Annotated in this window: 31 protein-coding genes; 18 read left to right on the forward strand and 13 right to left on the reverse strand. The window is 63.5% G+C overall.

What is annotated here, in order from left to right:
* Positions 1 to 168 precede the first annotated feature (168 nt).
* The 7 genes from tkt (at position 169) to LB524_RS12345 (ending at position 9,753) form a co-directional block, all read left to right on the forward strand.
* Positions 169 to 2,160, forward strand: coding sequence for a transketolase (gene tkt / locus LB524_RS12315; RefSeq protein ID WP_140789796.1), 1,992 nt, complete (start codon positions 169 to 171; stop codon positions 2,158 to 2,160).
* 213 nt (positions 2,161 to 2,373) lie between these two features.
* Complete coding sequence (gene gap / locus LB524_RS12320; protein WP_015315369.1) at positions 2,374 to 3,384, forward strand: type I glyceraldehyde-3-phosphate dehydrogenase; 1,011 nt, start codon at positions 2,374 to 2,376, stop codon at positions 3,382 to 3,384.
* A 186-nt stretch (positions 3,385 to 3,570) separates the two neighbouring features.
* A complete protein-coding gene (locus LB524_RS12325) occupies positions 3,571 to 5,451 on the forward strand; it encodes a potassium/proton antiporter (RefSeq protein WP_140720087.1) in 1,881 nt (626 codons plus the stop codon).
* A gap of 155 nt (positions 5,452 to 5,606) precedes the next feature.
* Entirely contained in the window at positions 5,607 to 6,803 is a 1,197-nt protein-coding gene (locus LB524_RS12330) for a phosphoglycerate kinase (protein WP_140616701.1), read from the forward strand.
* Between the two features lie 145 nt (positions 6,804 to 6,948).
* On the forward strand, positions 6,949 to 7,974 hold the full coding sequence (locus LB524_RS12335) for a class I fructose-bisphosphate aldolase (RefSeq protein ID WP_140663001.1): 1,026 nt from the start codon (positions 6,949 to 6,951) through the stop codon (positions 7,972 to 7,974).
* A 172-nt stretch (positions 7,975 to 8,146) separates the two neighbouring features.
* Positions 8,147 to 8,890 (forward strand): DUF899 domain-containing protein, encoded by a 744-nt coding sequence (locus tag LB524_RS12340; RefSeq protein ID WP_224526624.1) that lies wholly within the window; start codon positions 8,147 to 8,149, stop codon positions 8,888 to 8,890.
* A gap of 146 nt (positions 8,891 to 9,036) precedes the next feature.
* Positions 9,037 to 9,753 (forward strand): SGNH/GDSL hydrolase family protein, encoded by a 717-nt coding sequence (locus LB524_RS12345; protein ID WP_015315364.1) that lies wholly within the window; start codon positions 9,037 to 9,039, stop codon positions 9,751 to 9,753.
* Positions 9,754 to 9,779: 26 nt separating this feature from the next.
* Here the strand turns inward: LB524_RS12345 and LB524_RS12350 are convergent, their stop codons facing one another.
* Together LB524_RS12350 and LB524_RS12355 are read right to left on the reverse strand one after the other, a co-directional pair.
* Entirely contained in the window at positions 9,780 to 9,941 is a 162-nt protein-coding gene (locus LB524_RS12350; protein ID WP_015315363.1) for a hypothetical protein, read from the reverse strand.
* Positions 9,942 to 10,057: 116 nt separating this feature from the next.
* Positions 10,058 to 11,011 carry a ring-cleaving dioxygenase gene (locus tag LB524_RS12355; RefSeq protein WP_140663007.1) on the reverse strand — a complete coding sequence of 318 codons (954 nt, stop codon included), beginning with the start codon at positions 11,009 to 11,011 and terminating at the stop codon, positions 10,058 to 10,060.
* A gap of 265 nt (positions 11,012 to 11,276) precedes the next feature.
* On the opposite strand from LB524_RS12355, the gene LB524_RS12360 reads away from it, so the two are divergent.
* From LB524_RS12360 to LB524_RS12375, 4 genes are all read left to right on the forward strand, one after another.
* Positions 11,277 to 11,444, forward strand: a complete 168-nt coding sequence (locus tag LB524_RS12360; protein WP_015315361.1) for a hypothetical protein — start codon at positions 11,277 to 11,279, stop codon at positions 11,442 to 11,444.
* Positions 11,445 to 11,528: 84 nt separating this feature from the next.
* The gene (locus tag LB524_RS12365) at positions 11,529 to 12,119 is read left to right on the forward strand and encodes a DJ-1/PfpI family protein (RefSeq protein ID WP_224526626.1); all 591 of its coding nucleotides are present in this window, start codon (positions 11,529 to 11,531) and stop codon (positions 12,117 to 12,119) included.
* Between the two features lie 64 nt (positions 12,120 to 12,183).
* Positions 12,184 to 12,591, forward strand: a complete 408-nt coding sequence (locus tag LB524_RS12370; protein ID WP_015315359.1) for a hypothetical protein — start codon at positions 12,184 to 12,186, stop codon at positions 12,589 to 12,591.
* A gap of 72 nt (positions 12,592 to 12,663) precedes the next feature.
* Positions 12,664 to 13,383, forward strand: coding sequence for a helix-turn-helix transcriptional regulator (locus LB524_RS12375; RefSeq protein WP_013529238.1), 720 nt, complete (start codon positions 12,664 to 12,666; stop codon positions 13,381 to 13,383).
* A 64-nt stretch (positions 13,384 to 13,447) separates the two neighbouring features.
* Here LB524_RS12375 and LB524_RS12380 read toward each other — a convergent pair whose 3' ends face one another.
* The 3 genes from LB524_RS12380 to LB524_RS12390 form a co-directional block, all read right to left on the reverse strand.
* A complete protein-coding gene (locus tag LB524_RS12380) occupies positions 13,448 to 14,143 on the reverse strand; it encodes a DUF1013 domain-containing protein (RefSeq protein WP_015315358.1) in 696 nt (231 codons plus the stop codon).
* A 361-nt stretch (positions 14,144 to 14,504) separates the two neighbouring features.
* Positions 14,505 to 14,645, reverse strand: a complete 141-nt coding sequence (locus tag LB524_RS12385; protein WP_013892619.1) for a DUF1127 domain-containing protein — start codon at positions 14,643 to 14,645, stop codon at positions 14,505 to 14,507.
* A 201-nt stretch (positions 14,646 to 14,846) separates the two neighbouring features.
* The gene (locus tag LB524_RS12390) at positions 14,847 to 15,857 is read right to left on the reverse strand and encodes an NAD(P)H-quinone oxidoreductase (protein ID WP_140662729.1); all 1,011 of its coding nucleotides are present in this window, start codon (positions 15,855 to 15,857) and stop codon (positions 14,847 to 14,849) included.
* 122 nt (positions 15,858 to 15,979) lie between these two features.
* Here LB524_RS12390 and LB524_RS12395 point away from each other — a divergent pair, with 122 nt between their 5' ends.
* From LB524_RS12395 to LB524_RS12405, 3 genes are all read left to right on the forward strand, one after another.
* Positions 15,980 to 16,174: a DUF1192 domain-containing protein gene (locus tag LB524_RS12395; protein ID WP_015315356.1), complete on the forward strand. Its 195-nt coding sequence runs from the start codon at positions 15,980 to 15,982 to the stop codon at positions 16,172 to 16,174.
* An 88-nt stretch (positions 16,175 to 16,262) separates the two neighbouring features.
* Positions 16,263 to 17,510, forward strand: coding sequence for an MFS transporter (locus tag LB524_RS12400; RefSeq protein ID WP_015315355.1), 1,248 nt, complete (start codon positions 16,263 to 16,265; stop codon positions 17,508 to 17,510).
* A 31-nt stretch (positions 17,511 to 17,541) separates the two neighbouring features.
* Positions 17,542 to 17,805 (forward strand): ArsR/SmtB family transcription factor, encoded by a 264-nt coding sequence (locus LB524_RS12405; RefSeq protein WP_010911936.1) that lies wholly within the window; start codon positions 17,542 to 17,544, stop codon positions 17,803 to 17,805.
* A gap of 26 nt (positions 17,806 to 17,831) precedes the next feature.
* Here LB524_RS12405 and LB524_RS12410 read toward each other — a convergent pair whose 3' ends face one another.
* The 5 genes from LB524_RS12410 to LB524_RS12430 all read right to left on the reverse strand — a co-directional run bounded on the left by LB524_RS12410 (position 17,832) and on the right by LB524_RS12430 (position 20,610).
* Positions 17,832 to 18,296: an SRPBCC family protein gene (locus LB524_RS12410; protein ID WP_140616692.1), complete on the reverse strand. Its 465-nt coding sequence runs from the start codon at positions 18,294 to 18,296 to the stop codon at positions 17,832 to 17,834.
* 18 nt (positions 18,297 to 18,314) lie between these two features.
* A complete protein-coding gene (locus LB524_RS12415) occupies positions 18,315 to 18,686 on the reverse strand; it encodes a nuclear transport factor 2 family protein (RefSeq protein ID WP_015315352.1) in 372 nt (123 codons plus the stop codon).
* Between the two features lie 13 nt (positions 18,687 to 18,699).
* The gene (locus LB524_RS12420; protein ID WP_015315351.1) at positions 18,700 to 19,023 is read right to left on the reverse strand and encodes an ArsR/SmtB family transcription factor; all 324 of its coding nucleotides are present in this window, start codon (positions 19,021 to 19,023) and stop codon (positions 18,700 to 18,702) included.
* A gap of 5 nt (positions 19,024 to 19,028) precedes the next feature.
* Positions 19,029 to 19,685, reverse strand: coding sequence for a glutathione S-transferase family protein (locus LB524_RS12425; protein WP_140822497.1), 657 nt, complete (start codon positions 19,683 to 19,685; stop codon positions 19,029 to 19,031).
* An 88-nt stretch (positions 19,686 to 19,773) separates the two neighbouring features.
* A complete protein-coding gene (locus LB524_RS12430; RefSeq protein ID WP_224526630.1) occupies positions 19,774 to 20,610 on the reverse strand; it encodes an alpha/beta fold hydrolase in 837 nt (278 codons plus the stop codon).
* 92 nt (positions 20,611 to 20,702) lie between these two features.
* Between LB524_RS12430 and LB524_RS12435 the strand changes: the two genes are divergently transcribed.
* From LB524_RS12435 to LB524_RS12445, 3 genes are all read left to right on the forward strand, one after another.
* Complete coding sequence (locus tag LB524_RS12435) at positions 20,703 to 21,224, forward strand: winged helix-turn-helix transcriptional regulator (RefSeq protein WP_224526633.1); 522 nt, start codon at positions 20,703 to 20,705, stop codon at positions 21,222 to 21,224.
* Positions 21,225 to 21,300: 76 nt separating this feature from the next.
* The gene (locus LB524_RS12440) at positions 21,301 to 21,534 is read left to right on the forward strand and encodes a hypothetical protein (RefSeq protein ID WP_023773965.1); all 234 of its coding nucleotides are present in this window, start codon (positions 21,301 to 21,303) and stop codon (positions 21,532 to 21,534) included.
* A 162-nt stretch (positions 21,535 to 21,696) separates the two neighbouring features.
* Positions 21,697 to 22,128: a GlcG/HbpS family heme-binding protein gene (locus LB524_RS12445; RefSeq protein ID WP_224526636.1), complete on the forward strand. Its 432-nt coding sequence runs from the start codon at positions 21,697 to 21,699 to the stop codon at positions 22,126 to 22,128.
* A 9-nt stretch (positions 22,129 to 22,137) separates the two neighbouring features.
* On the opposite strand, the gene LB524_RS12450 is transcribed toward LB524_RS12445, so the two are convergent.
* The 3 genes from LB524_RS12450 to LB524_RS12460 all read right to left on the reverse strand — a co-directional run bounded on the left by LB524_RS12450 (position 22,138) and on the right by LB524_RS12460 (position 23,826).
* On the reverse strand, positions 22,138 to 22,539 hold the full coding sequence (locus LB524_RS12450; protein WP_023773963.1) for a hypothetical protein: 402 nt from the start codon (positions 22,537 to 22,539) through the stop codon (positions 22,138 to 22,140).
* Between the two features lie 252 nt (positions 22,540 to 22,791).
* Positions 22,792 to 22,974 carry a 50S ribosomal protein L32 gene (gene rpmF / locus LB524_RS12455; RefSeq protein ID WP_008834724.1) on the reverse strand — a complete coding sequence of 61 codons (183 nt, stop codon included), beginning with the start codon at positions 22,972 to 22,974 and terminating at the stop codon, positions 22,792 to 22,794.
* Positions 22,975 to 23,115: 141 nt separating this feature from the next.
* Positions 23,116 to 23,826, reverse strand: coding sequence for a transglycosylase domain-containing protein (locus LB524_RS12460; RefSeq protein ID WP_411909910.1), 711 nt, complete (start codon positions 23,824 to 23,826; stop codon positions 23,116 to 23,118).
* 273 nt (positions 23,827 to 24,099) lie between these two features.
* On the opposite strand from LB524_RS12460, the gene LB524_RS12465 reads away from it, so the two are divergent.
* Positions 24,100 to 25,017 carry a polyprenyl synthetase family protein gene (locus LB524_RS12465; RefSeq protein ID WP_140792669.1) on the forward strand — a complete coding sequence of 306 codons (918 nt, stop codon included), beginning with the start codon at positions 24,100 to 24,102 and terminating at the stop codon, positions 25,015 to 25,017.
* Positions 25,018 to 25,127: the final 110 nt, after the last annotated feature.

Raw genomic sequence — 25,127 nt, forward strand, 5'->3', positions numbered from 1 at the left:
AAAGCTCTCGCGACTGTCCCCCGCTAACGCTAAAGTAGGTCCACCGCCGACATCACAAGACCGGCAAATCTGCACCCGATTTGTTGACTAAAAGCCCGCGCCTGCTATGTGTCGCGCACCCTTTTCAAGGGCTCTCCCAAGCCCCCAAACCCCCACCCTGGAGGTACCATGACGTCGCGTGAACAACATGACCGGATGGCCAATGCGATCCGTTTTCTCTCCATGGATGCCGTCGAGAAGGCGAATTCCGGCCATCCCGGCCTGCCCATGGGCTGCGCCGACATTGCCACGGTGCTGTTCACCCGCTTCCTGAAATACGATCCCAAGGCCCCGCATTGGGCCGACCGTGACCGCTTCATCCTGTCGGCGGGCCATGGTTCGATGCTGCTCTATTCGTTGCTGCACCTGACCGGCTACGAAGACATGACCATCGACCAGATCAAGCACTTCCGCCAGTTGGGCTCGAAAACCGCCGGCCACCCCGAATATGGCCACGCCACCGGCATCGAGACCACGACCGGCCCGCTGGGCCAGGGCCTCGCCAATTCGGTCGGCTTCGCGCTCGGCGAGCGCATCATGAACGCCGCGTTCGGCAACGACCTTGTCGACCACTACACCTATGTGCTGGCCGGCGACGGCTGCCTGATGGAAGGTGTTTCCCAGGAAGCCATCGCCCTTGCCGGTCACCTCAAGCTCAACAAGCTGATTGTCTTCTGGGACAACAACAACATCTCGATCGACGGTCCGGTGTCGCTCGCCGACAACACCGACCAGGTCGCGCGCTTCCAGGCCTCCGGCTGGAACGCCAGCCACATCGACGGCACCGATCCGGAAGCGATCGCCTATGCCATCGAGGCCGCCCGCCATTCCGACAAGCCGACGATGATCGCCTGCAAGACGACCATCGGCTTCGGTGCTCCGACCAAGGCCGGCACCAACAAGGCGCACGGCTCGCCGCTCGGCCCAGACGAGATCGCTGGCGCGCGCAAGTTCTTCAACTGGGACTCGCCGCCCTTCGAGATCCCGGCTGACATTCTCGATGCCTGGCGCACCGCCGGCAAGGCCGGCGTCAAGGCGCGCACGGATTGGGAAGGCCGTCTGGCCAAGGCCGATCCGAAGCTGAAGGCCGAGTTCGAGCGCCGCACCAGTGGCAAGCTGCCGGCGAATTTCGACGCCGTCATCGCCGACTACAAGAAGAAGCTTTCAGCCGACAAGCCGAAGGTCGCGACCCGCAAATCGTCGGAAATGGCGCTGGAAGTCATCAATGGCGCGGTGCCGGAAACCATCGGCGGCTCGGCCGACCTGACCGGCTCCAATAACACCAAGACCAGCCAGACCAAGAACATCACGCCGGACGATTACGGCCAGCGCTATGTCCATTACGGCATCCGCGAACACGGCATGGCTGCCGCGATCAACGGCCTGACGCTGCATGGCGGCCTTATCGCCTATGGCGGCACCTTCCTGTGCTTCTCCGACTACGCCCGCCCCTCGATGCGGCTTGCCTCGCTGATGGGCATCCGCTCGATCTTCGTCATGACCCATGATTCCATCGGTCTGGGCGAAGACGGGCCGACCCACCAGCCGGTCGAGCACATGGCGGCCCTGCGCGCCATTCCCAACCACAATGTGTTCCGTCCGGCCGACGCGGTGGAAACCGCCGAATGCTGGCAGATCGCGCTCGAATCCGAAAAGACGCCGTCGACCCTGGCGCTGACCCGCCAGAACCTGCCGACGGTGCGCACCGAGTTCACAGAAAAGAACCTGAGCAGCCAAGGGGCCTATGAGCTCGCCGCCGCCAGCGGCGAGGCCGCCGTGACGATCTTCGCCACCGGTTCCGAGGTCGAGATCGCGCTTGGCGCACGCGACCTTCTGGAAAAACATGGCCATCCGACCCGTGTCGTCTCGGTGCCTTGCTTCGAACTGTTCGACAAGCAGACCGACGCCTATCGCAAGAAGACGATCGGCGACGCACCGATCAAGATGGCGATCGAGGCCGGCATCCGCCAGGGCTGGGATCATCTCATTGGCTCGGACGGCATCTTCATCGGCATGACCGGCTTCGGTGCGAGCGGTACGATCGAACAGCTTTATCCGCATTTCGGCATCACCGCCGAGGCGGCCGCCAAGGCGGCGGAAGCCCGCCTGCACGGCGGATGAGGCCCCGGCATGTCGCCCAAAAGTGTGTCGCGGTCTTGAGATAACGACATGCACGAAACAAAATACCCGGCGAGATCGCGTGAAAAGCGGTTTTGCCAGGCTGGCCCAACCTAATCGATTTAAATCCAGCCCGCTGCGGCTGGATTCTTTGCCCGTCCGCCGCTATGAAGCTGCGGATCAATCGTCTGCCCTCCAGCTCCCCGGGAGAGAAAAATGACTGTCAGAGTTGCCATCAACGGATTTGGCCGCATCGGCCGCAACATCCTGCGCGCCATCCATGAGTCCGGCCGCAAGGATATCGATGTCGTCGCCGTCAACGATCTCGGTCCGGTCGAGACCAACGCCCACCTGCTGCGCTTTGACAGCGTGCACGGCCGCTTTCCGCATGAAGTGTCGGTCGACGGCGACCAGATCAGCGTCGGCAAGGAGAAGTTCAAGGTCACCGCGATCAAGGATCCGACGCAGCTGCCGTGGAAGGAACTCGGCATCGACATTGCGCTCGAATGCACCGGCATCTTCACCGCCCGCGACAAGGCCGCCGCGCACCTGACCGCCGGCGCCAAGCGCGTGCTGGTCTCGGCGCCCGCCGACGGCGCTGACTTGACCGTCGTCTACGGCATCAACCACGACAAGCTGACCAAGGACCACATCGTCATCTCGAATGCGTCCTGCACCACCAACTGCCTGGCGCCGCTGGCGGCCGTCCTGCATGAGACGGTCGGCATCGAAAAGGGAATGATGACGACGATCCATTCCTACACGGGCGACCAGCCGACGCTGGACACCATGCACAAGGATCTCTACCGCGCCCGCGCCGCCGCCCTGTCGCAGATCCCGACCTCGACCGGTGCCGCCAAGGCGATCGGCCTCGTCCTGCCCGACCTCAAGGGCAAGCTCGACGGCATCTCGATCCGCGTGCCGACGCCGAACGTCTCGGTCGTCGACTTCAAGTTCATCGCCAAGCGCTCGACGACGGTGCAGGAAATCAACGAGGCGGTCATCGCCGCCTCCAACGGCAAGCTGAAGGGCATCCTCGGCGTCACCCATCACCCGAACGTGTCGATCGACTTCAACCACGATCCGCGCTCCTCGATCATGGCGCTCGACCAGACCAAGGTGATGGACGGCAACTTCGTTTCGGTGCTGTCCTGGTACGACAATGAATGGGGCTTTTCCAACCGCATGGGCGACACCGCGGTCGCTTTCGGCAAGACCATCGCCTGATCGAAGATCGATCTTCCCGACACTCGAAACGCCCGGCCTCGTCCGGGCGTTTTCATTTGCCGGAGCAGCAACGCGAAAATCGGCGGCGCCGGGCAAAAAACCACCCTCCCGCCTTGCACTGGTCACGCCTTCGCCCCACTCTGCCGTGAAGCCAGGAGGCAGAGGAATTCGAGGGGCAAATCACGGATGGAGCATGCGATCTATCTCGTTACGCTGGTCGGCACGGCGCTTGTTGTCGCCGCGGCGTTTTCGAGCCTGATCGCCTTTCGCTTCGGCGCTCCGCTCCTGCTCCTGTTTCTGTGCATCGGGCTCGCCACCGGAACCGACGGGCTCGGCATTCAGTTTGACAATGCCCGCATCGCTTATTTTGCCGGCTCACTGGCGCTCGCCGTCATCCTGTTCGATTCCGGTTTCGGCACGCCGCTCAACGCCCTGCGGCAGGCGGCAGGACCAGCCCTGTCGCTGGCGACCTTCGGCGTCCTTCTCACCACCGGCCTGTTCGGCGCCGCCGCCTACTACCTGCTCGACCTCAGCTGGCTGGAATCCTTCCTGCTTGGCGCAGCCGTCGCCTCGACCGACGCGGCGGCGGTGTTCTTCCTGCTGCGCGCCGGCGAGATCAATCTGCGCGAGCGCGTGCGCTCCACGCTTGAGGTGGAATCGGGCACCAATGATCCGATCGCCATCTTCCTGACCATCACGCTGGTCGAGATCATCGCCGCCCACGCCAACCCCGAAGCCAATGTCCTGGTCACCAATCTCATCCTCGGCTTCCTCATCAACATGGGGCTTGGCGCGATCGTCGGCGTGCTCGGCGGCCTCGCCATCGTGCGCCTTGTCGACCGGCTCAACCTCGACCATGGCCTGCTGCCGATCTTCGTGCTGACCCTGTCCTTGATGGTCTTTGCCGCCGCCGGTGCCATCGGCGGCTCCGGCTTCCTGGCGGTCTATATCGCCGGGCTCATCGCCGGCAATTCCGACATCCGCGCTGTCACCATCCTCAAGCGCTTCCAGGACGGCATGTCGTGGCTGGCGCAGATCATCATGTTCCTCATCCTCGGCCTGTTCGCGACGCCCTCGCAGTTCCCGGCGATCATGGTGCCTGCGATAGCGCTTGGCCTGTTCCTGATGTTCGTCGCCCGTCCTGTCGCGGTTTGGCTCTGCCTGGTCCCGTTCCGCCTGCCGCGTCCCGAAGTCGCCTTCGTCTCCTGGGTCGGCCTGCGCGGCGCCGTGTCCATCCTGCTCGCCATCACACCGCTGCTCGGCGGGCTGGAAAACGGCCGCACCATCTTCAACGCCGCCTTCATCATCGTTCTGGTGTCCCTGGTCATCCAGGGCTGGACCGTCGGCCCGCTGGCGCGGCGCCTCGGCCTGATCGTGCCGGCCCGGCTCGGACCGCTGGACAAGGTCGAACTGGAACTGCCCGGCTCCGCGCACCACGAACTCCTTGCCTATCGTGTGGCGCCGGGCAGTCCGGTGGCGCGCGGCGAACGCATCCCGCGCTGGGCGCGGCCCTCGCTGGTGCTGCGTGACGGCCGCTCGATGCGTTTCCAGGACATGGGCCGGCTCGCCGCCGGCGATCAAGTCTACATCTTCGTGCCCGATCGCTATCCCCGCCTGCTCGACAAGCTGTTCGCCAGCCGCGCCGTCGTCGATCCCGAGGATGCCGATTTCTTCGGCGCCTTCGCCGTCGATCCAGCGCGTTCCGCCGCCGAACTGGAAGCCGCCTATGCGCCCGGTCTCAGCGAGGCCGAGCAGAAACAGACCGTCGGTGCGCTGGTCACGGCGCGGCTCGGCGGCCATGCCGAATATGCCGACCGCGTGCTGCTTGGTCCGATCGAGCTGATTGTGCGCGACGTCGACGACAAGGGCAAAATCACCGGGCTCGGCCTGTCCTTCGAGCCGACCGCGCCGGTGGCGCGCGTGCCTGTCTTCCTGAGCGCCGGCGAGATCGGCGACCGTCTCGCCGCCTTTATCCGCAGCTGGCGCAAGCCGGCTGAGGCGCGGGGGGCAACACAGGCGGATGACGCCCCTGAGCCCCCGGTCGAGAAAGCGTCGGCCGAAAGCTGAGGCGGGCGACCGTTTGCCCGCTGACATAGGCCGGGCGGTCTTCACGGACTATGTCCCCGTCCGCCTCAAAATTTCGCACCCGGCCCCAGCCAAAGCCTTGCATCGTCATTGATGCGAGGTATGGTCCCGGCGATTTCAGACGAAAGGGAACCGGCATGGCTGTCTTCAAGACACTGGACGATATCGGCAACATCAGCGGCAAGCGCGTGCTGGTGCGCGTCGACCTCAACGTTCCCGTCGCTGAGGGCAAGGTCACCGACGCCACCCGCATTGAACGCATCGCGCCGACCATCGCCGAATTGTCCGGCAAGGGCGCCAAGGTCATCCTGCTCGCCCATTTCGGTCGGCCCAAGGATGGTCCCTCGCCTGAATTCTCGCTGGAGCCGATCGCCAGGGCGACGGCTGAGGTGCTCGGCCGTCCCGTTGGATTCGCCTCCGACTGCATCGGCGACACGGCAGGCAGCGCTGTCGCCGCAATGGACAAGGGCGACGTGCTGCTCCTGGAAAACACCCGCTTCTACAAGGCCGAAGAGAAAAACGATCCCGCTTTTACCGAACGGCTCGCCGCCAATGGCGACATCTTCGTCAACGATGCCTTTTCCGCCGCCCACCGCGCCCATTCGTCGACTGAAGGGCTGGCGCACCTCTTGCCCTCCTTCGCCGGCCGCACCATGCAGGCCGAACTCGAGGCGCTGGAGAAGGGCCTGGGCAACCCGGTCCGTCCGGTCGTTGCCATCGTCGGCGGCGCCAAGGTCTCGACGAAGATCGACCTGTTGATGAACCTGGTGAAGAAGGTCGATGCTCTCGTCATCGGCGGCGGCATGGCCAACACCTTCCTCGCCGCGCGCGGCACCGATGTCGGCAAGTCGCTGTGCGAGCACGACCTGGCTCCGACCGCCAAGCAGATCATGATCGAAGCGGCGGAGGCCGGCTGCGCCATCATCCTGCCGGTCGACGGCGTCGTGGCCAAGGAATTCAGGGCGGGTGCGGCCTGCGAGACCATCGCCATCTCCGACGTGCCGGCCGATGGCATGATCCTCGATGTCGGCGCCAAGACCGTGACGACGATCGGCGAGTGGATCGACCGCGCCGCGACGCTGGTCTGGAACGGACCGCTCGGCGCCTTCGAGATCGAGCCGTTCGATCACGCCACGGTGGCGGCGGCCAAGCATGCCGCGGCGCGCACAAAGGCGGGCAAGCTGGTTTCGGTCGCCGGCGGCGGCGATACCGTGGCTGCATTGAATCACGCCGGTGTCGCCGACGACTTCACCTATGTCTCGACCGCCGGCGGCGCCTTCCTGGAATGGATGGAAGGCAAGCCATTGCCCGGCGTGGACGTGCTGAAGCGCTGAGGGCACGACGGCCCACCGGCAATTCGATCAACTCGAAGGGAGCTGGCGGCAGCGCCGGCCACTTTCGCTCGATTCGAGCTTTCCGGCGTCATTCCTTTGGCGGTAGTGTCCTGCTGGCCGATACCAACCGGTTAGGAGAAGCATGATGAGCGAACGTCTCGAAGACATTGCCGCCGCGATTGTGGCCAACGGCAAGGGCCTGCTGGCCGCCGATGAAAGCTCCGGCACGATCAAGAAGCGCTTCGACGTCATCGGCGTCGAATCTACCCCCGACAGCCGCCGCGACTACCGCGAGATGATGTTCCGCGCCAAGGACGCGATGGCCAAATACATTTCCGGCGTCATCCTCTATGACGAGACCATTCGCCAGAAGGCCGCCGACGGCACGCCGCTGGTCGACATCATCAAGGCGGCGGGCGCAATTCCAGGCATCAAGGTCGATGCCGGCGCCAAGCCGCTGGCCGGCTTTCCCGGCGACACCATTACCGAAGGCCTCGACGGCTTGCGCGAGCGGCTTGCCGACTATTACAAGCTCGGCGCCCGCTTCGCCAAATGGCGCGCGGTGATCGACATCGACACCGGCAAGGGCGTGCCTTCGGTCAATTCGATCAACTCGAACACCCATGCGCTTGCCCGCTATGCCGCACTTTGCCAGGAGGCCGGCATCGTGCCGATCGTCGAGCCCGAAGTGCTGATGGACGGCGCTCACGACATCGACACTTGTTTTGAGGTCTCCAAGGCGACGCTGATAAAACTCTATGACGAGCTCCACGCTGCCGGTGTTGTCCTCGAAGGCACGATCCTGAAGCCCAACATGGTGCTTTCTGGCAAGAAGTCGGGCACGGTGGACAGTCCTGAGCAAGTCGCGGAGAAGACGATAAAGCTGTTCCGCGAGACGGTGCCGGCCGCGGTGCCGGGCATTGCCTTCCTCTCCGGCGGTCAGGAGGACGAGGAGGCGACCGCCAACCTCAATGCCATCAACGCCATCGGCCCGCATCCGTGGAAGCTGACCTTCTCCTATGGCCGCGCGCTGCAGGCCGCCCCGCAGAAGGCATGGAGCGGCAAGGCCTCGAACATCGCCGCCGGCCAGGCCGCCTTCACCCACCGCGCCCACATGAACCACCTGGCGGCACTTGGGAAATGGAAGGCGAGCCTGGAACAGGCTGCCTGAAGCCCCTGCTATCCGTCCCTTCGAACCCGGGCAGACGTGCCCGGGTTTTGTTTGGCGCACCGGCCTTGGGTCAAGGCATTCGAATTCTTATTTTCTCTGAGCATTCCTGACAGCGGCGATGTCGGGGCGAGCCCATCCCGTACGTCCTTGGGGTGCAGACAGGGAGAAGTTCATGCATCGCAACAAGGTCGTTTCGCGCGAAGAATGGTTCGAGGCTCATAAGGCACATCTGGCCCGCGAGAAGGAACTGACGCGGCTTCGCGAGCGCGTCGCGGCCGAGCGGCGCGAACTCCCCTGGTTGAAAATTCGCAAGGACTACGTCTTCGAGACCGAAAGGGGGCCGAAGAAACTTGCCGATCTGTTTGGCGCCAACAGCCAGCTGATCGTCTACCATTTCATGTTCGGGCCGGGCTGCGTGAACCATTGCGAAGGCTGCTCCTTTCTTGCCGATCATATCGACGGTGCCAACCAGCACCTCATGCACCACGACGTATCGCTGGTCGTGATCTCGCGCGCGCCGCTGGACGAGCTTGTAGCCTACAAGCAGCGCATGGGCTGGAAGTTCGACTGGGTGTCGTCCTATGCGTCTGATTTCAACTTCGATATGCAGGTTTCCTTCACCGACAGGCAGATCGCGGCTGGCGACACCACATACAATTTCGAGACCCGAGCCCGGACATCGAAGGAGCTTCCGGGCGCCAGCGTTTTCTACAGGGACGAGAACGGCGACATTTTCCTGACCTTCGTTTCGCGTGCCCGCGGCGGCGAACAACTGATCGGCGCCTACCACTATCTGGACCTGACGCCGAAGGGCCGCGATGAGACCGGCCTCTACCGCAACCTGATGGATTGGGTGCGGCTGCATGACGAATATGCAGGCGAGCCGCAAGCGGAGCGCGATTGCCACGATGGCTGACCAGCAAAAGTGCGGAGCGCCTTCGGAATTGCGTAAAACAAGCGGGTAGAGCGTTCGAGGCGATCCTGTTTTGGCCGGAGATGCTCGTTCACCTCTCTCGCGACATGCGTTAGATGCTGGTCGCAAACCAGTTCAATGGACCAGCGATGCGACGCTTTCCGACTTTCCTCACCTGGCTCGCCTTCCCGATCTATGTCTGGCAGGGCTTGGGTGTCCGCCGCCGCACCTCGCGCATGCTGCCGGCGCGGGGACCGGTCATGCACGAGATCTCAGGCCAGGCTCCGGCGATCTCGCTGTTGGTGCTGGGCGATTCCTCCGCCGCCTCGGTCGGCATCGGCAATTCCGAAAACGGGCTTGCCGCGCAGCTTGCCGTCATGATTGCGCAGCGCACCGGCGGCGCTGTGCGCTGGCGTGCCGCCGGCTTCAATTCGGCGACATCTGGTCAGATCCGCGACCATGTCCTGCCCAATCTGTCGGCTGATCCGTGGACGCATATCGTGCTCGCCATCGGCACCAACGACACCAAGAATTTTCATTCCGTGCCGCGCTTCAAGAAGGAGTTCGGCGGCCTCCTCTACGCGCTGCGCGCCAAATGGCCGGAGGCGCGCGTGGTATGGTCGCCGGTGCTGGAGTTCACGCGTGCACCAGCCATGCCATCGCTGCTCGGCAAGATCCTCGAGATCCGCGCCACCGCGATGAACCGGATGGGCGAGCGCCTCTGCCTGGAGCGCGGCGCGGTGCCGGCGCCGCGCCTGCCGATCACCAACCCCGAGGCCGGTTTTGCTTCCGACGGGTTTCATGCCTCGGAGGCCGGCTACCGGGCCTGGGCGGAACATCTCGTCGGCCCAGTGCTTGCCGGCTGAAGAGCGACCGCAGCTGTCGCCAGGCCTTATGTCAGGTGCCCGAGCACGGCCGCCAGTGAGATCGCCGCCATGGCGAGCAATGCCAATTTCCAGAAATCGCCGCGGCGCCTGAGCCCCGGCCAGCCGAGCGGCTTGATGAGCTGGATGACCATGAACCCGACGATGACAAGGGCGAGGAGTTTCGTCATGCTGCCTTTGACCAGCAACGCTTGCGCCTGTCAAAGCGGTTCGTTCGGTCTCCGGGGAAGAAAAGGCGCCGCGAACCCGACGCGGAACGCGACGCACGCCTTGACCGCGCAGCAATCTACTTCAGCGGCTTGAGGCCAGCCTCGATCGATGCGCGTTTTGCCTCCAGGAACGGGGGCAGGGCAAGGCTTTCGCCCAGCGTCTCCAGCGGCTCGTCGGCTGTGAACCCTGGCCCGTCGGTGGCAATCTCGAACAGGATGCCGTTCGGCTCACGGAAATAGAGCGAGCGGAAGTAGTAGCGCTCGACCTCGCCGCTTGACGGCAGCCGGAATTCGGCCAGGCGCGCCGTCCACTGATGCAGCGTCTCCTCGTCCGGCGCCCTGAAGGCGACATGGTGAACCGCACCGGCGCCTTGCCTCGCGGGTGCCAGCCCGGGCTGCACGGCCACATGAAGCTCCGCCGCCGGCCCGCCCGCGCCCATTTCGAAGACGTGGACCTGGCCCTCGCCATCAGGCGAGGCATAGTCGCGGACCTTGCGCATGTTCATCACCCCGGCCAGCACCGCCTCGGTGTTGGTGATGTCGGGAACACTGATAACGATCGGCCCCAGTCCGCGGATCTGATGCTCGGCCGGCACCGGGCTTTGCGCCCAGGGATGGCTGCCGCCCTTGCCGCCATCGCTGACGAGCCGCAGGCGCTGGCCTTCGGGGTCCTCGAAATCCAGTGACTTGTAGCCGCCGATATCGGCAATCTCTCCTGTCACGATGCCCTCGCTGGCAAGGTGCTGCTTCCACCAGCCAAGGCTCTCCTGGCTGCCGACCCTGAGGCTGGTCCGCGCGATGCTGTGTGTGCCGCGCCGTTCGCGGCCGATCGGCCAGTCGAAGAAGGTGAGGTCGGTACCCGGCGTTGCCTCGCCGTCGGCATAAAAGAGGTGGTAGGCCGAGGTATCGTCCTGGTTCACTGTCTTCTTGACCAGCCGCAGCCCCAGCACCTTCGTGTAGAAGTGAAGATTGCCGGGCGCATTGGCGGTGATGGCGGTCAGGTGGTGAATTCCTGTCAGTTGCAAGCTCATGGTGGTCTCCCTGTTTTTGGGGAAGAATTTTCTCCTTTCATATCAGAACTCCGGTCACTTCGCTGAAGGCCGCCTATCCCGACAGTCCGTCGCCAAGCTATGAACAATACTGCCTCGATTAGCCCTGCCTTAGTGAACAATCCGCGCTCGCGTGACCCGTCACGACAAGAACGGAACAGTCGCCACACGACCTGCCATCCTCCTGACAGACTGCTGTCAGGAGGGGTGTGCGATAGTGTCTCCGGTTAGAGAGAGGAGATTGGTCATGAACGGTTTTACCATTCTGCGCGGCATGCAGCATTATGTCGGCAAGATCCGCACGATGCGCAACGAGATCCGGACCCAGCGGTTCATGAACGCGCTGCCCGCAGACATTCGCAAGGATATCGGCTGGCCGGACATGTATGCCGAGCGTCGCCATCACGGCAATTGAGACGAAATTTTCAACGCAGCGGTTGGATGCTCACGCGTCAGCACCCAGATATCAAGTCCGGCGCGCGAGGGATGGAGCGAGCTCATGCCCGATCAGAAGACAATCGGCTTTCTGTTCATCGAAGGTTTTGCCGACTGGGAATATGGGCTGCTGGCGGCCTCGGCGGTCGAATGGTTCGGCGCTCGCGCCGTGTCGCTGACGCCCGACGGCAAGCCGGTGACCGGAATCAGCGGTTTTAAGCTGATGCCAGACCGCTCGGCCAGCATCAATGAGAATACCGATCTCGATGCCGTGGCGGTCATCGGTTCCGACCACTGGGCGGACAAGGCGCCGCCGGATGCTGCCGAACTGCTGATGGCTGTCGCATCGCGCGGCGGTATCGTTGGTGGCATCTGTGCGGGAACGCTGGCGCTGGCCCGAGCCGGCATGTTCGAGAACGCGAGGCATACCAGCAATGGCCGTGACTGGATTAGCCGTCACGAGTCCGGCTATGCCGGCGATGGCAATTATCAGGATGTGCCACATGCCGTGGCCGACGGCAAAATCGTGTCCGCGCCAGGTTCGGCGCCCGGCACTTTCGCCCTTGCCTTCCTGCAGACGCTCTACCCGGAAAAAGGCAGCGAACTCGCGCGGATGCGGACGCTGTTCGCCAAGGAGTATGCTGAAGCCTCCTGACAGCATGCTGTCAGGAGGTGCGTGCGATGGTGGGACAATGCGCATGGCCGGCCAAGGACGATCGATGAAACACTGGAACGACAGGCTGAACGCGCCTGGCATCAACGGCGTGAAGCCAACGCCGCGCACGGTAGGGGACGTTATCGAAGGCCAGCCCATGCTGGTGCCGACCGCGCGCCAGGTCGACGATTTCATCCGCTCCATCCCCGAAGGCGTCGATATGGACGTTCGCGCGCTGCGCACGGCCCTTGCCATCGAGCATGGCGCCGAAGTGACATGCCCGGTCACCATGGGCTATCATCCGCGTACGGTCGCCGAGGCTGCCAAGGAGGATCTCGAGCGCGGCATGACGCTCAGCGACGTCGCTCCCTTCTGGCGCGTTCTCGATGCGAAGACGCCGACAACGAGGAAACTGTCCTTCGGCGCGGAATTCGTCGCCGCGCAGCGCAAGCGCGAAGGGCTGAAGCCGTAATGCATGTCATGTGGAAGTGGATCCGGTCAGGGAGCCACGGCATGCATGGGAAAAACACTGGGGAAGCAAACGATGCGCCGCGCCGACAGGCTCTTTCAGATCGTGCAGCATCTGCGTGGTGGCCGCCTTGTCACCGCCCAGAAGCTCGGCACATGGCTCGAGGTTTCCGAGCGAACCATTTACCGCGACATAGCCGACCTGCAGTCGACCGGGGTGCCGATCGACGGCGAGGCTGGCGTTGGCTACATGATGAGGGAGGGTTTCGACCTTCCGCCGCTGATGTTCACGCGTGACGAGATCGTGGCGCTGGTGGCCGGCGCCCGCATGGTGCGCGCCTTTGGCGGCGCCGCCATGGCGCGGGCCGCCGACGAGGCACTGGTCAAGATCGGTGCCGTGCTGCCCGATGCCGAGAAAGACCGCATCGCCCGCACCGAGATCCACACGCCGATGTGGGTGGTCAGCGATGCCGCCCGCGAGGCGATCGACCTGATCGAGCGCGCGGTCGAAAAGCGCCAGGTGCTGACCATCGACTACTCGGACGAAGCCGGCCGCGGTACCGCGCGCGATATCAGGCCGCTCGGCCTGTGGTTCTGGGGCAAGGTGTGGACGCTGGTCGCCTGGTGCGAGATGCGCGATGATTTCCGCGCCTTCCGCATCGACCGCATTGCCTCCGTGGTCATCGCCGGCCGGATCTTCAAGCCGGAGCGCGGCAAGCAGCTTGCCGATTTTTACCGGGCGGTGGAGCGCAGCGAGGACTACGGCATGGCGCCCGACCGCGCGGCGCGAAGCTGAGACTTGCCGGGCCGCACAAAATAGCCCGCTCGAAGCGGGCTATTTTGTTGCGTTGGCGAAAAGTCTATTCCTCGTCGTCCGTATCGGTGTCCTTCGACTTCAGCGCCGACAGCTTGGCGAAGACGGCGTTTGCATCGAGCTCCGCGTCCTCGTCCTTCGGCTTCTCCGGTGCAGGCACCAACCGCTCGGTCAATGCCGCCGGCAGCAGCGTGTCGCCGACCGGCTGCGCCTGCTCGCGGCCGCGCGAGGCGCGGTTGACTTCCATGTCGAGGTCGATCTGCGAGGCGAGACCCAGCGTCACCGGGTCCATCGGCTGCAGATTGGCCGAATTCCAGTGCTTGCGTTCGCGGATCTGCTCGATCGTCGACTTGGTGGTGCCGACGAGGCGCGAAATCTGCGCGTCCTTCAGTTCGGGATGATTGCGCACCAGCCACAGGATGGCGTTCGGCCGGTCCTGGCGTTTCGACAGCGGCGTATAGCGCGGACCCTTGCGCTTGGATTCGGGTACCCGCACCTTGGGGTCGGAAAGCTTCAGGCGCTGGTTCGGATCCTTCTCGGCGCGCGCGATCTCGTCGCGGGTCAGCTGGCCGGTCATGATCGGATCCATGCCCTTGATGCCTTGCGCTGATTCTCCGTCGGCGATCGCCTTGACCTCGAGCGGATGCAGCCCGCAGAACTGCGCGATCTGCTCAAAGGAAAGCGCGGTGTTGTCGACCAGCCAGACGGCGGTCGCCTTGGGCATCAGCAGCGTATTGGCCATGTGCAAAATCCTTCTCGTTCGCCCGCGTTCCCGCGCGGGCGGTGGTTTAGAGCCACCAAAATGGGAAATTCGCGGCCTGTATAACCGTTCCAGACTGCTTTCGCAACGTTTTTGGAAGAGCTGGGAACGACGTGGCCAACCGAGGCACGCGGTGACGGCTAACGTTTGCCACGGCGGTCCAAACCCTGCCGCCGCATTTGCCGCGGATCGCCATGGCATATCACGCCGAAGCCGAGATGAATCCAATCCCCCAAAAGACAAAACCCGCCGGACAGGGTCCAGCGGGTTTGGAACCGGCGACGACAAGCGTCTGCGGCGGCTCTGCATTGCGACCCTGCCTTGCGGCGGGTCGCGCTTGCAATCAGATCGCCTGACGGGCGATCCGCTCGATGTCGCCGCGGTTGATGCCGAGGTCGCTGAGCTGACGGGCGTTGAGGCGGTTCAGTTCGCGAACGGTCTCGTTGTACATGCGCCAGTTACGGAAAGCACGGATCGGGTTCATGGTAGTCCTCCTGAATTGGGTTCGTTTCGATGATGCTCAAATAGTGATCATCGGGCGGGACTTGAACAGGCGATTTTGCATAGCAATGATGCAAATGCTGCATTGCACCATTAAGCTTCTGTTCATCTTGTGGGCAGGGGCGAAGGACGCTGGCCAGACCGTGTCGAGATCCGGTCGGGCCGAGCCGAAAATGCTGGCGTCCTAGCCGACGTCGAGCACGATCTTGCCGATATGCTCGCCCTCCTCCATCCGCTCATGCGCGCGCCATGCGTCGGTAAGCGGGTAGATCATGTCCATCACCGGTGCCACCTTGCGCGTGCCCAGCAGAGGCCACACCTGTGCCTCCAGCGCCGCCGCGATCGCCGCCTTGAATTCGACTGTGCGCGGCCTGAGCGTCGAGCCCGTATGGGTCAGCCGCTTGACCATGACCTTGGAAAAATCGGCACTGGCGACAGCGCCTGCCTGAACCGCGATCTGCACGATCCGGCCCTCGACAGCGGCGGCCTCGTAGTTTCGCTGGACATAGTCGCCGCCGACCATGTCGAGGATGACGTTGGCGCCTCGGCCTTCGGTCACCTCCTTGACCGCGGTGACGAAATCCTGCTCGCGGTAATTGATCGCACGGTCGGCTCCGATCTTCAGGCAGGCGTCGCATTTCTCCTGGGATCCGGCGGTGGTGATCACATAAGCGCCGAAGGCCGAGGCGAGCTGGATCGCCGTGGTGCCGATGCCGGACGAGCCGCCATGGACGAGCAGTGTCTCACCCTTCTTCAGGCCGCCGCGTTCGAACACATTGTGCCAGACGGTGAAATAGTTTTCCGGCACCGCCGCCGCTTCCGTGTGGGTGAAGCCCGCCGGCAGTGGCAGAACGCTGCCTGCATGAACCCTGACATATTCGGCATAGCCGCCGCCGGGCGTGAGCGCGCAGACCCTGTCCCCGATGCGCCAGCGCGATATCTGGTCGCCAAGAGCGGCCACTTCTCCCGACACCTCGAGGCCCGGCAGGTCCGATGCACCGGGCGGAGGCGGGTAGGCCCCCTTGCGCTGCTGCACGTCCGGCCGGTTGACGCCGGCGGCATGCACCTTGATCAGGATTTCGCCGGGGCCGGGCTGCGGTACGTCGCGCGTTTCCGGTTTCAGCACCCTTGGGCCACCCGGCTCCGAGATAGCGATCGCCGTCATCCGTGCCGGAATTTTCTGTCCGCTCGCCATGAAGTTTTCCGTCTTTCCTCGCCGCACTCTTACCGGCTGTTTGCATCGACGCCCTTGCCCTATGTATGCTCATTGCCAAATCAGGCAAATGGCCAATCTGGTCTGGCGGAGGAGGAGCAGCCATGGCGATCTTCGACGACGAACCCAAGAAGAAGGCACGTCCGCACGAGATCGGGCAAGACCTGTCGCTGCTTTCCGTCGGTGAACTGTCAGAGCGCATCGGTATCCTGCGCGACGAGATCGCCCGGCTGGAGGCCGAACTCAAGACCAAGGACACCACCAAATCGGCTGCCGAGGCGCTGTTCCGCCGCGGATAAATCGCTGGGGCAATCGCCCGCCGCCGAAAAGCCCGAATGCGACTGTCTTCAAACCTGCGTCCCCCCAGTCCCCCAGCCGGATCAAAAAATGCTCGCAGCTTACAGACCGATCCTTTCCCTGCTTCGCGGCACCGCCTTTCTTCTGGCGGCATCGGGATTGCACGGGCTGCTGCTGCCCTTGCGCGGCCAGGTGGAAGGGTTCTCGACCGCTTCGCTCGGCCTGATGGGCACGGCTTGGGCCGGCGGCTTCGTCACCGGCTGTTTCTTTGCGCCGCGCATCGTGCGCCGCGCCGGACATGTGCGCGCCTTCGGCGCCTTTGCCGCGTCCGGCGCGATCGTGGCACTGCTCACCGGCCTGATCATCGACGAGTATGTCTGGATCCTGCTGCGTGCCTTTACCGGCTTCACCATGGCCGGCGCCTTCATGGTCATCGAAAGCTGGCTGAACGAGAAAGCCACCAACGAGAACCGCGGCACCGTCTTCGGCCTTTACATGATGGTCACCTATGCCTCGATCATGGGCGGCCAGATGATCGTCGCCGGCGGCGACGTGAAATCGGCGTCGTTGTTCATGATCACCGGCATCCTGTTTTGCCTGTCACTGATCCCGACCGCGGTTTCGACCGCCTCGCATCCCAAGCCGCTGCAGGACGTCAAGCTCGACGTCAAGGGACTCTACGCCAACTCGCCGGTGTCGGCGATCGCTTGCCTTTTGATCGGCATCGCCAATGGCGCCTGGGGCACGCTCGGCGCCGTCTACGGCGCCCGCATCGGGATCTCCACGGCCGAAATCGCCTTGATGATGAGCCTGGTGGTCGTCGCCGGTGCCGCCATGCAACTTCCGGCCGGGCGCCTCTCCGACAAGACCGACCGGCGTTTCGTGCTGGCCGGTGCCGCCTTCGGCGCGGCGCTGTTTGCGCTGCTCATCTTCCTGTTCGAGCCGCGCTCGGCGGTCTTCGTCCTCGTCTTCACCGCCGCCTACGGCGCTTTCGCCTACACGCTCTATTCGATCGCCGTAGCGCATGCCAACGACCACGCCCGGTCGGAAGATTTCGTCAAGGTGTCGGGCGGGCTGCTGCTGCTTTACGGCTTCGGCACCATGATCGGGCCGTTGCTGGCCGCCGCCCTGATGGGCTGGATGCGCCCGGAGGGCCTGTTCCTGGCGACAGCCTTCGCGCATCTGTCGCTGGCCGGCTACACGCTGCTGCGCATCAGCCGCCGCGCGCCGGTGCCGATCGGAGATCGCGATGCCTTCAAGACGCAGCCGGCCGACCGTTCGGTGACCCCCGAAGCATTGCGGCTCGATCCGAGAAGAAAAGCAGAAGCAAACAGTTGAGATTTGAAAAACTTTGCCTCACAAATGAGGCATGATGTTTTCCGACGCCTTCATGGCGATCGCCGATCCCAATCGGCGCCATCTTCTGGAAGAACTTCGACGCGGTCCGAAGACCGTCAACGAATTGGCGGCCGGGCTGCCAGTCTCCCGCCCGGCGGTATCACAGCATCTGAAAGTGTTGCTCGACGCCGGGCTGGTCAATGCCAAGGCTGAAGGCACGCGGCGTGTCTATACGGTGAGCAATGCCGGCTTCCTCAGACTCAACATCTGGCTCGACCAATTCTGGGAAGCCTGATCTTCTTCGATCAGCAGCCACAACGATCAGGTTTCCATCCGCAGAAACTTGCCGAGCAGATCGAGCAACACCCCGGTCCCATGCTCGCGTGTGCCGGACGTGTCATGGCCATCGAGGAAAGCGCCCTGCTCGGTCAGCACCAGGCGCGTGCTCTTGTCTTCGGCAAAAAGTTCGATCGTGGCCAGCGACACCGAAATTCTGATATCGCCAAACAGCATGTCGTAGCTGTAGACGATGCGCTGGTCGGGCACGATATCCCAGTAAGTGGCGGTGTAGACGTGGATCGGCCCATCCTTCGGCCCTCCGGCATTGATCTCCTTGCCGCCGACGCGAAAGTCCAGTTCGTATCGGCTGGGCATCGGGTTGCCCGGATCGGTGAACCAGTGCCGCTTGGCGTCCGGATTGCTGAGCGCGAAAAAGACCTTCGATGGCGCCGCCGGATAGAGGCGCTCGATAACGAAGGTGGAGTGGACGACGGAACGTTCGGTCATGGCTTGGGTCCTCGCTGGTCAACTCGATTGGTTCGGCGGAATGAAGACACCGTTGCGATAGGCAGCGCCGAAATAGACCTCGACACTACGCAGCCGGCCGCCGCGAAACACGTGTAGCTCGGTGTTGCGGAAGGATTTTCCGTCCACCGTTTCGCAGCCATACAGAACGAAGGCGGCAGCCCCGTCTTCGCAAATCCGCTCGATCGTCATCGACCGGAACAGCTTGCCATTCGGCCAGCAGCGCTCGAAATAGGTCGTGCGATCGATGGCGTCGTCATAGGGGCTGGTGAAGGTGAAATCGTCGGCAAGGGTCGCCTCCATGACGGCGCGGTCGCCGGCCTGAAAGGCCGCGAAATAGCCGCGGACCAGATCGGATTTTCTCTTTGACATGGCATGCTCCTCTTCAGTTCTCCGCAAGAAAATCGCCGAGCCGATCCAGCCGGCGTTCCCATGAGAGGCGCCGCTCATTGATCCAGTGTTCGGCCGCGCGCAGCGCCTTCGGCTCGATCTGACAGGTGCGCACCCGTCCGACCTTTTGCGTGCGCACGAGGCCGCTCGCCTCCAGGAGATTGAGGTGCTGGACGACCGCCGATAGCGACATCGCCAGCGGCTCGGCCAACTGGCTCACCGACGCCGGGCCGCGTGATAGCCGGTCGACCATCTGCCGCCGCGCCGGATCGGCGAGCGCCTGGAACATCAGGTCGAGTTGGGCGGGATCGTGCAGCATCGCGATCAGCCGTTGTTGTAGGGAAAGAACTTGAAGTAAGGCTGCGCCTCCTCGATCACCCTGGTGAAGGCGGCGCGCTGCAGCAGGCGGTCGTGATAGCGCTTCACGGCGGGATAGCTGTCGCCGAACGGCTCGACCTTGTTGGCATAGAAGAGCGCCGGAGACGCCGCGCAATCGGCCATGGTGAAGATATCGCCCACAGCCCATTCCCTCGACAGCATCTCCCGTTCGATGATGGCGTAGGAATTGCGCAGCTGGCTCCGCGCCTGCTCGACACCGAATGGATCGGTCTTGTCCTGCGGCCGCAACCTGTCGCCGACGATCTTCTGCATCGGCTCCTGCACATAGAAATCATAGAAGCGGTCGGCCTGGCGGACCGCCAGCGCCAGGTCGATGCCTTCGGGAACGAGGTCAATCGGTCCCGGATAGTGCGCGGCCAGATATTCCACGACGATGGTCGATTCCAGCACCGTCCGGTCACGCGCGTCGTCGCGCAGCGCCGGCATCTTGCCGGTCGGCGAAACCTTCAGAAAGGCCGCGCGCGATTGCTCATCGCCTAGGTCGACGATGACGGGCGCAAAAGGCGTGGCGTTCTCGTAGAGCGCGATCAGCGGCTTCCAGCAAAAGGAGGCCAGCGGATGGAAATGCAGCGTCAGGGACATTCTTGTGCTCATCTGTTCTGTGGAAACACTGAAGCATTTACTTAACTATTGCGGCAGGCCTCGCTCGTCAAGGCGCGCCCACGAAGTCTCAGCTGGATCGGACATGCTCGACAATGGCGGCTTCTATATCAGGCCAGTCATCCGGATGCAGTTCGTGACCGCCGCCTTCGACACGAAGGAGTTTCGCGCCGGCAACTGCTTGGGCCAAGGCCTCGCCATGCTCGACCGGAAAGATCGGATCCGACGTGCCGTGGATGACCAGAAGCGGCACTGCCAGTTCGTGCAGGCGACCCTTCCATTGGTCATTGCCCTTGAGCATGAAATGATTGGTGGCACTGAGCAAGCCGCCGGACCTGGTATAATCCCGCTCGATGAACGCCCTCATCCCGGCCTCGTCGAACGGATGCGCGGTGCTGGCGATCGCGCGTGCATCGCTGACCATGAAGTCGATGACCTGGCGGCGGTCCGCCCAGTCGACTTTGGCCCCATCGGCCGAATGCTCCATATAGGCGTCGGTCGTTTGCGGCAGATGCGACGTGTCGGTCCCCACGGGCGAACTGCTGATCACGGTCAGCGAAGCGACGCGCGAAGGGTGCCGGAGCGCGACGAGCTGCGCGATCATGCCGCCCATCGACATGCCCGCGACATGCGCCTTGCCGATGCCGTAACTGTCGAGAACGGCTATCGCGTCGTCAGCCATGTCGTCGAAAGTGTAGGGCGGCTGTCCCACCAGATATTTGGTCGACCGGCCGGTATCGCGATTGTCGTAGCGGATCACGTAAAGGCCGGCGTCCGCGAGCTTCCGGCAAAACGCCTCCGGCCACCACAGCATCGAGGCCATCGCGCCCATGATCAGCAGCAGCGTCGGATCCGCCGGATCGCCAAACGCTTCGGATACGATCTCGGGACGGTCTTTGCTCGTCATCTCATGGCCTCCTCATCTGCTTGCATTTTGCAATCGGTTGCACGATAATAAAACCGATACGATTATGCAACCGGTTTTGCGGAGAAAATGGAATGACCCTCGATCGCCGGTCCGGCTGCCCGATCAACCTTTCACTCGAGGTGTTCGGCGACCGCTGGAGCCTGATCATCCTGCGCGACATGATTTTCGGCGGCAGGCGCCATTTTCGCGAGCTGCTCAACGGCTCGATGGAGGGTATCGCCTCCAACATCCTCGCCGACCGTTTGAAGCGGCTGATGGAGCTCGGCATGCTGACCAAGGCGGACGACCCGAGTCATAAGCAGAAGGCGATCTACAGCCTGACCGAGATGGCCATCACGCTGGTGCCCATCCTGGCCCATCTCGGCGCCTGGGGCCGCGTCTGGCTGCCGACAAGCGAGGAACTCTCGATCCGCGCCGAACTCCTGGAAAAGGGCGGACCTCCAATATGGGAGAAATTCATGGACGAATTGCGCCATGAGCATCTCGGCACCCCCCTCGACACAGCGCCCGGCTCCTCTGTCCGCGCGACGCTGCAGGCCGCCTATGAAGCGGTGGTTGCTGAAAAGGCCCGCAACGCCAGCCCGGCCGTCTGACCAACTATTTTCCCCGTTGAAAGGCCGGCTCTGCTACAAAGGACGGAAATCACACTTCACGGGATTGGATACGCTCTTGGTTGAGAACTCTAGGGACACTGCCCGCGCGCGTGCCGATCTGCGCTTCAAGAAGCAGGAAGAGGCGGCGACGGTCCGGCAGAAAGCCATGGCCGAATACGTCGCCGAGAGCGATGCCCGCAAGGCCAAGACCGACAAGCTGCGGGCGCTGCGGCTGGCCAAGGAAGCCGAAGATCTAGCCAACGCGCCTGCCGCACCTGCCAAGAAGCCGGCCCGCGCCAAGAAAAAATAGCCCCCGTCTCTCCGCCAATGCCTCGTCCTGGATCGAGCGGTCGTAACGCATCCGACAGGCACGCCTTCGTCCCGCTGCTTCGCGGGAAGCAATTTCAACCGAAAGCGGGATTGCCTGGTCCGGCTGGCCGGCGATGATTGGGCTGTTCAACAGGAGATTGCCATGACCGCTCTGTCACTCGAAAAAGCCGTCGAGATCATCAATGCCGCCTTCGCCAGGGGCTCCGACCTCAAGCTCAAGCCGCTCGGTGTCTCGGTGCTCGACGCCGGCGGGCACCTGGTCGCCTTCCAGCGCCAGGACGGCGCCTCGTTCCTGCGCCCGCAAATGTCGGCCGGCAAGGCTTATGGCGCGCTGGCGATCGGCATGGGCTCGCGCGGGGTCGAGGCCTTCGCCAAGGAGCGCCCGCATCTGGTTGCCGGCATTTCCGACGTGTCGGGTGGACGCGTGCTGCCGGTCGTCGGCGGCGTGCTGATCCGCGACAAGGCAGGCAGTGTCATCGGCGCTGTCGGCATTTCCGGCGACACGTCTGACAATGACGAGGCGGCCGCGATTGCCGGCATCGAAGCCGCCGGCTTCGCCGCCGATCCGGGCTGAGGCTCCGGTCTAATTCAAATTGATGTCGCGGCTGGCCGACCGCATCGACACCGCGAACCCGGCCAGCACGTCGAACAGCGCGATGATCATCAGCGTGAAGAAGATGGAGTGCGCGGCACCCTTCACCAGCAGGAACTCGACCAGGAAAGCAACGAAGACAAGCGTCGACAACAGATGGTCCATGATCGAGGCGGTGGTGGTGCGCGCCGACTTCACCATTTCAAGGAACAGAAAAATCAGCCCGATCAGCACGATCAGGTCGCCGAGCGTCATCGAGAACACCCCGCCCGACATCATGCGGAACGAGAACATCTCGCTCGCCCACGGATCGTCGCCGCCGCCGAATATACCGAGCAGGCCGAGATTGTAGAGCACGAAAGGCACGATCAAAAGCGGGACGGCACCGAACATCTGGCGTCTCCATATGGGGGCACCTTCTGTAGAATGCCCCACAGGCACGGCGTCAAGATTTTTCGTGCGCGGCCGCAAACACGGTCGAATACCGGATGCAACAACCATGTCAGCCGGTTGCCCGGCCGACATGAAAATCGAGAGACGAAAGCTCAGCGCTTGAAGTAGCCGGCGCGCACGGCAAGGCCAAAACGCAAAAAGACCGGCCAGAAGCCGGTCTTTTGTAACTCGGTTGCTTGGGAAAAGCTGGTCTCAGCTTTCCTTGGGCGTCAGCACCTGGCGACCGCGATACATGCCGGTCTTCAGGTCGATGTGGTGCGGGCGGCGCATTTCGCCGGAGTTCTTGTCCTCGACATAGGTCGGGGCCTTGAGGGCGTCGGCCGAGCGGCGCATGCCGCGCTTGGACGGAGAGGTTTTGCGTTTCGGAACGGCCATGGATATGCTCCACTACATGGTCAAAAGCCCCGCCCGCCCTCGTGAAAGGGCCATGTCGGGGCCTAAATCTGAGAAAGTCGGGTGCCTATACACGCCTGACACCGTTTTGGCCAGCACCGCAGTGAATCTTTTTTATACCGGCTAGTCCAGGCAACCGACATAGCCGCCGGAGCGGCCGGCGCGCCGCTCGATCAGATTGGCGAGCCTTCTCAAGCCCGGCCCTGGTTTTGCCGGATTGCGGGCGATCGGATTGGGCAGCGTGACGGCGAGAAGGGCCGCCTGCCGTCTGGACAGCTGCTTTGCCGAAATGCCGAAATGGTGCCGCGCCGCAGCCTCGATGCCGTAGATGCCGGGCCCCCACTCGGCGATGTTGAGATAGATCTCCATAATGCGCCGCTTCGACATCACCGCGTCGAAATAGACGGCCAGCGGCAGTTCGACGACCTTGCGCACCGAGCCCAGCGGCCGCGACCACAGGAAAAGGTTCTTCACCGTCTGCATGGTGATGGTCGAGGCACCACGCGTCGCCTCGCCGGCCAGCGCATCATCGACGACCCCCCTGAGCTCGCCAAGATCGACGCCGCGATGAAAGCAGAACTGCCCGTCCTCCGACATGATGACCGAATGGGCGAGCACAGGCGCGACATCATCGATCGACACCCAGCGCCGGTCGTAGCCGGAGAATGTCGCGAGATCCTTCAGCATCAGCGTCGACACTGGATGCACGAAGGACGGCAGGTAGAGAAAGGTCAGCACCACCGGGATGAGCGCCAGCACGGCGGCCACGACGATGCCGCGCCGGACCCAGCGCTTGAGACTGCGGCGACTCACGCCTCGCGATCTCGTCGCCATGTCCAGCTTTTCGGTCTCATGATCGACGATCGGTTCCGCCAAGCCGCCCAACCCATGCCAGAGAATTCGCTTTGAAACTGCCTCCTGGGAGTCATGTGAGGGTGTTTTCGAGAACCGGAGCGGAGCGTACATTCGAGTACGTGAACACCGGAAGCGCGGAAAACGCCTTCAGATGACCGCAGGAGATGAGTTTCCAAACGGGCTCTTACCGCCCCGGCATAATGGCGCTTGCCTTCTTGCGCAACGTCTGAGTGTCGGCTACCGGTCCCGGCCATGACGAATGACGACGAAATGGCGTTCGAAATGGCGCTCATCAGGCGCGCGGCCGCCGTCGAGGTGATGCTGCGTCGCTTGCTCGACGACCGCCCGCTTTCGGGCGAGATCGCGCGGCCCGATCGTCTGATGGCGGCGATGCGCCATGGCGTGTTGAACGGCGGCAAGCGCCTGCGCCCCTTCCTGGTCATGGAAAGCGCCGCCCTGTTTTCCGCCGATGGCGAAGCGGCGTTGCGCGTCGCGGCGGCGCTCGAATGCGTGCATTGCTATTCGCTGATCCACGATGACCTGCCGGCGATGGACGACGATGACCTGCGCCGCGGCCAGCCGACCGTGCACAAGGCCTTTGACGAAGCCACCGCCATCCTGGCGGGCGACGCCTTGCTGACTCTGGCCTTCGACATCATCGCCGGCGAAGCGACGGCGCTGCCGGCCGAACGGCGCGCAGCCCTGGTGCTGGCGCTCGCCCGCGCCGCCGGGGCCGGTGGGATGGTCGGCGGCCAGAAGCTAGACCTCGAAGCCGAGCAAGTGCGACCGGACGAGGCCGGCATCATAACACTGCAGGCGATGAAGACTGGCGCGCTGATCCGCTTCGCCTGCGAGGCGGGTGCGATCCTGGCCGGCGCACAGTCGGATGACCTGGAAAGGCTTGCCGAGTTCGGTTCGGCGATCGGCTTGGCCTTCCAGCTCGCCGACGACCTGCTGGATCTGACGGCCGACGCCGAGCAGATGGGCAAGGCGACCGGCAAGGATGCCGCCGCGGGCAAGGGTACGCTGGTGGCCCTGCACGGCGCGGATTGGGCACGCAAGCAGCTCGACGGCCTCGTCGGCCAGGCGCACGCGCTGCTCGAGCCCTATGGCGAAAAGGCTGCCCTGCTGAAGGCCGCAGCGATCTTCGTCGCAACCCGTAACAGCTGACGGCAGGCTCATGTAGGTTGCGCGGTGCACCTGCGGTCCACCAACGAAATCTTAATGTAAATGAAGCGTAATCCCAATCCTTAGAATGATGCGTATGTGTTGGGGTTGCG

The sequence above is a fragment of the Mesorhizobium sp. ESP6-5 genome (assembly GCF_020164695.1).
GTDB classification, from domain to species: Bacteria; Pseudomonadota; Alphaproteobacteria; order Rhizobiales; family Rhizobiaceae; genus Mesorhizobium; species Mesorhizobium australicum.

Excerpts from the sequence above, each read along its gene's own strand:
- LB524_RS12445 (WP_224526636.1), top strand. The coding sequence starts at position 21,697 with ATGACCGCTCTGTCACTCGAAAAAGCCGTCGAGATCATCAATGCCGCC.
- LB524_RS12375 (WP_013529238.1), top strand. The coding sequence starts at position 12,664 with ATGCGCCGCGCCGACAGGCTCTTTCAGATCGTGCAGCATCTGCGTGGT.
- LB524_RS12380 (WP_015315358.1), bottom strand. The coding sequence starts at position 14,143 with ATGGCCAATACGCTGCTGATGCCCAAGGCGACCGCCGTCTGGCTGGTC.
- LB524_RS12335 (WP_140663001.1), top strand. The coding sequence starts at position 6,949 with ATGAGCGAACGTCTCGAAGACATTGCCGCCGCGATTGTGGCCAACGGC.
- LB524_RS12435 (WP_224526633.1), top strand. The coding sequence starts at position 20,703 with ATGACCCTCGATCGCCGGTCCGGCTGCCCGATCAACCTTTCACTCGAG.
- LB524_RS12425 (WP_140822497.1), bottom strand. The coding sequence starts at position 19,685 with ATGTCCCTGACGCTGCATTTCCATCCGCTGGCCTCCTTTTGCTGGAAG.
- LB524_RS12340 (WP_224526624.1), top strand. The coding sequence starts at position 8,147 with ATGCATCGCAACAAGGTCGTTTCGCGCGAAGAATGGTTCGAGGCTCAT.
- LB524_RS12350 (WP_015315363.1), bottom strand. The coding sequence starts at position 9,941 with ATGACGAAACTCCTCGCCCTTGTCATCGTCGGGTTCATGGTCATCCAG.
- LB524_RS12400 (WP_015315355.1), top strand. The coding sequence starts at position 16,263 with ATGCTCGCAGCTTACAGACCGATCCTTTCCCTGCTTCGCGGCACCGCC.
- LB524_RS12415 (WP_015315352.1), bottom strand. The coding sequence starts at position 18,686 with ATGTCAAAGAGAAAATCCGATCTGGTCCGCGGCTATTTCGCGGCCTTT.
- LB524_RS12465 (WP_140792669.1), top strand. The coding sequence starts at position 24,100 with ATGACGAATGACGACGAAATGGCGTTCGAAATGGCGCTCATCAGGCGC.
- LB524_RS12365 (WP_224526626.1), top strand. The coding sequence starts at position 11,529 with ATGCCCGATCAGAAGACAATCGGCTTTCTGTTCATCGAAGGTTTTGCC.
- LB524_RS12405 (WP_010911936.1), top strand. The coding sequence starts at position 17,542 with ATGATGTTTTCCGACGCCTTCATGGCGATCGCCGATCCCAATCGGCGC.
- LB524_RS12360 (WP_015315361.1), top strand. The coding sequence starts at position 11,277 with ATGAACGGTTTTACCATTCTGCGCGGCATGCAGCATTATGTCGGCAAG.
- LB524_RS12395 (WP_015315356.1), top strand. The coding sequence starts at position 15,980 with ATGGCGATCTTCGACGACGAACCCAAGAAGAAGGCACGTCCGCACGAG.
- LB524_RS12420 (WP_015315351.1), bottom strand. The coding sequence starts at position 19,023 with ATGCTGCACGATCCCGCCCAACTCGACCTGATGTTCCAGGCGCTCGCC.
- LB524_RS12345 (WP_015315364.1), top strand. The coding sequence starts at position 9,037 with ATGCGACGCTTTCCGACTTTCCTCACCTGGCTCGCCTTCCCGATCTAT.
- LB524_RS12460 (WP_411909910.1), bottom strand. The coding sequence starts at position 23,826 with ATGGCGACGAGATCGCGAGGCGTGAGTCGCCGCAGTCTCAAGCGCTGG.
- rpmF (WP_008834724.1), bottom strand. The coding sequence starts at position 22,974 with ATGGCCGTTCCGAAACGCAAAACCTCTCCGTCCAAGCGCGGCATGCGC.
- tkt (WP_140789796.1), top strand. The coding sequence starts at position 169 with ATGACGTCGCGTGAACAACATGACCGGATGGCCAATGCGATCCGTTTT.
- LB524_RS12330 (WP_140616701.1), top strand. The coding sequence starts at position 5,607 with ATGGCTGTCTTCAAGACACTGGACGATATCGGCAACATCAGCGGCAAG.
- LB524_RS12390 (WP_140662729.1), bottom strand. The coding sequence starts at position 15,857 with ATGGCGAGCGGACAGAAAATTCCGGCACGGATGACGGCGATCGCTATC.
- LB524_RS12370 (WP_015315359.1), top strand. The coding sequence starts at position 12,184 with ATGAAACACTGGAACGACAGGCTGAACGCGCCTGGCATCAACGGCGTG.
- LB524_RS12450 (WP_023773963.1), bottom strand. The coding sequence starts at position 22,539 with ATGTTCGGTGCCGTCCCGCTTTTGATCGTGCCTTTCGTGCTCTACAAT.
- LB524_RS12410 (WP_140616692.1), bottom strand. The coding sequence starts at position 18,296 with ATGACCGAACGTTCCGTCGTCCACTCCACCTTCGTTATCGAGCGCCTC.
- LB524_RS12430 (WP_224526630.1), bottom strand. The coding sequence starts at position 20,610 with ATGACGAGCAAAGACCGTCCCGAGATCGTATCCGAAGCGTTTGGCGAT.
- LB524_RS12385 (WP_013892619.1), bottom strand. The coding sequence starts at position 14,645 with ATGAACCCGATCCGTGCTTTCCGTAACTGGCGCATGTACAACGAGACC.
- gap (WP_015315369.1), top strand. The coding sequence starts at position 2,374 with ATGACTGTCAGAGTTGCCATCAACGGATTTGGCCGCATCGGCCGCAAC.
- LB524_RS12325 (WP_140720087.1), top strand. The coding sequence starts at position 3,571 with ATGGAGCATGCGATCTATCTCGTTACGCTGGTCGGCACGGCGCTTGTT.
- LB524_RS12355 (WP_140663007.1), bottom strand. The coding sequence starts at position 11,011 with ATGAGCTTGCAACTGACAGGAATTCACCACCTGACCGCCATCACCGCC.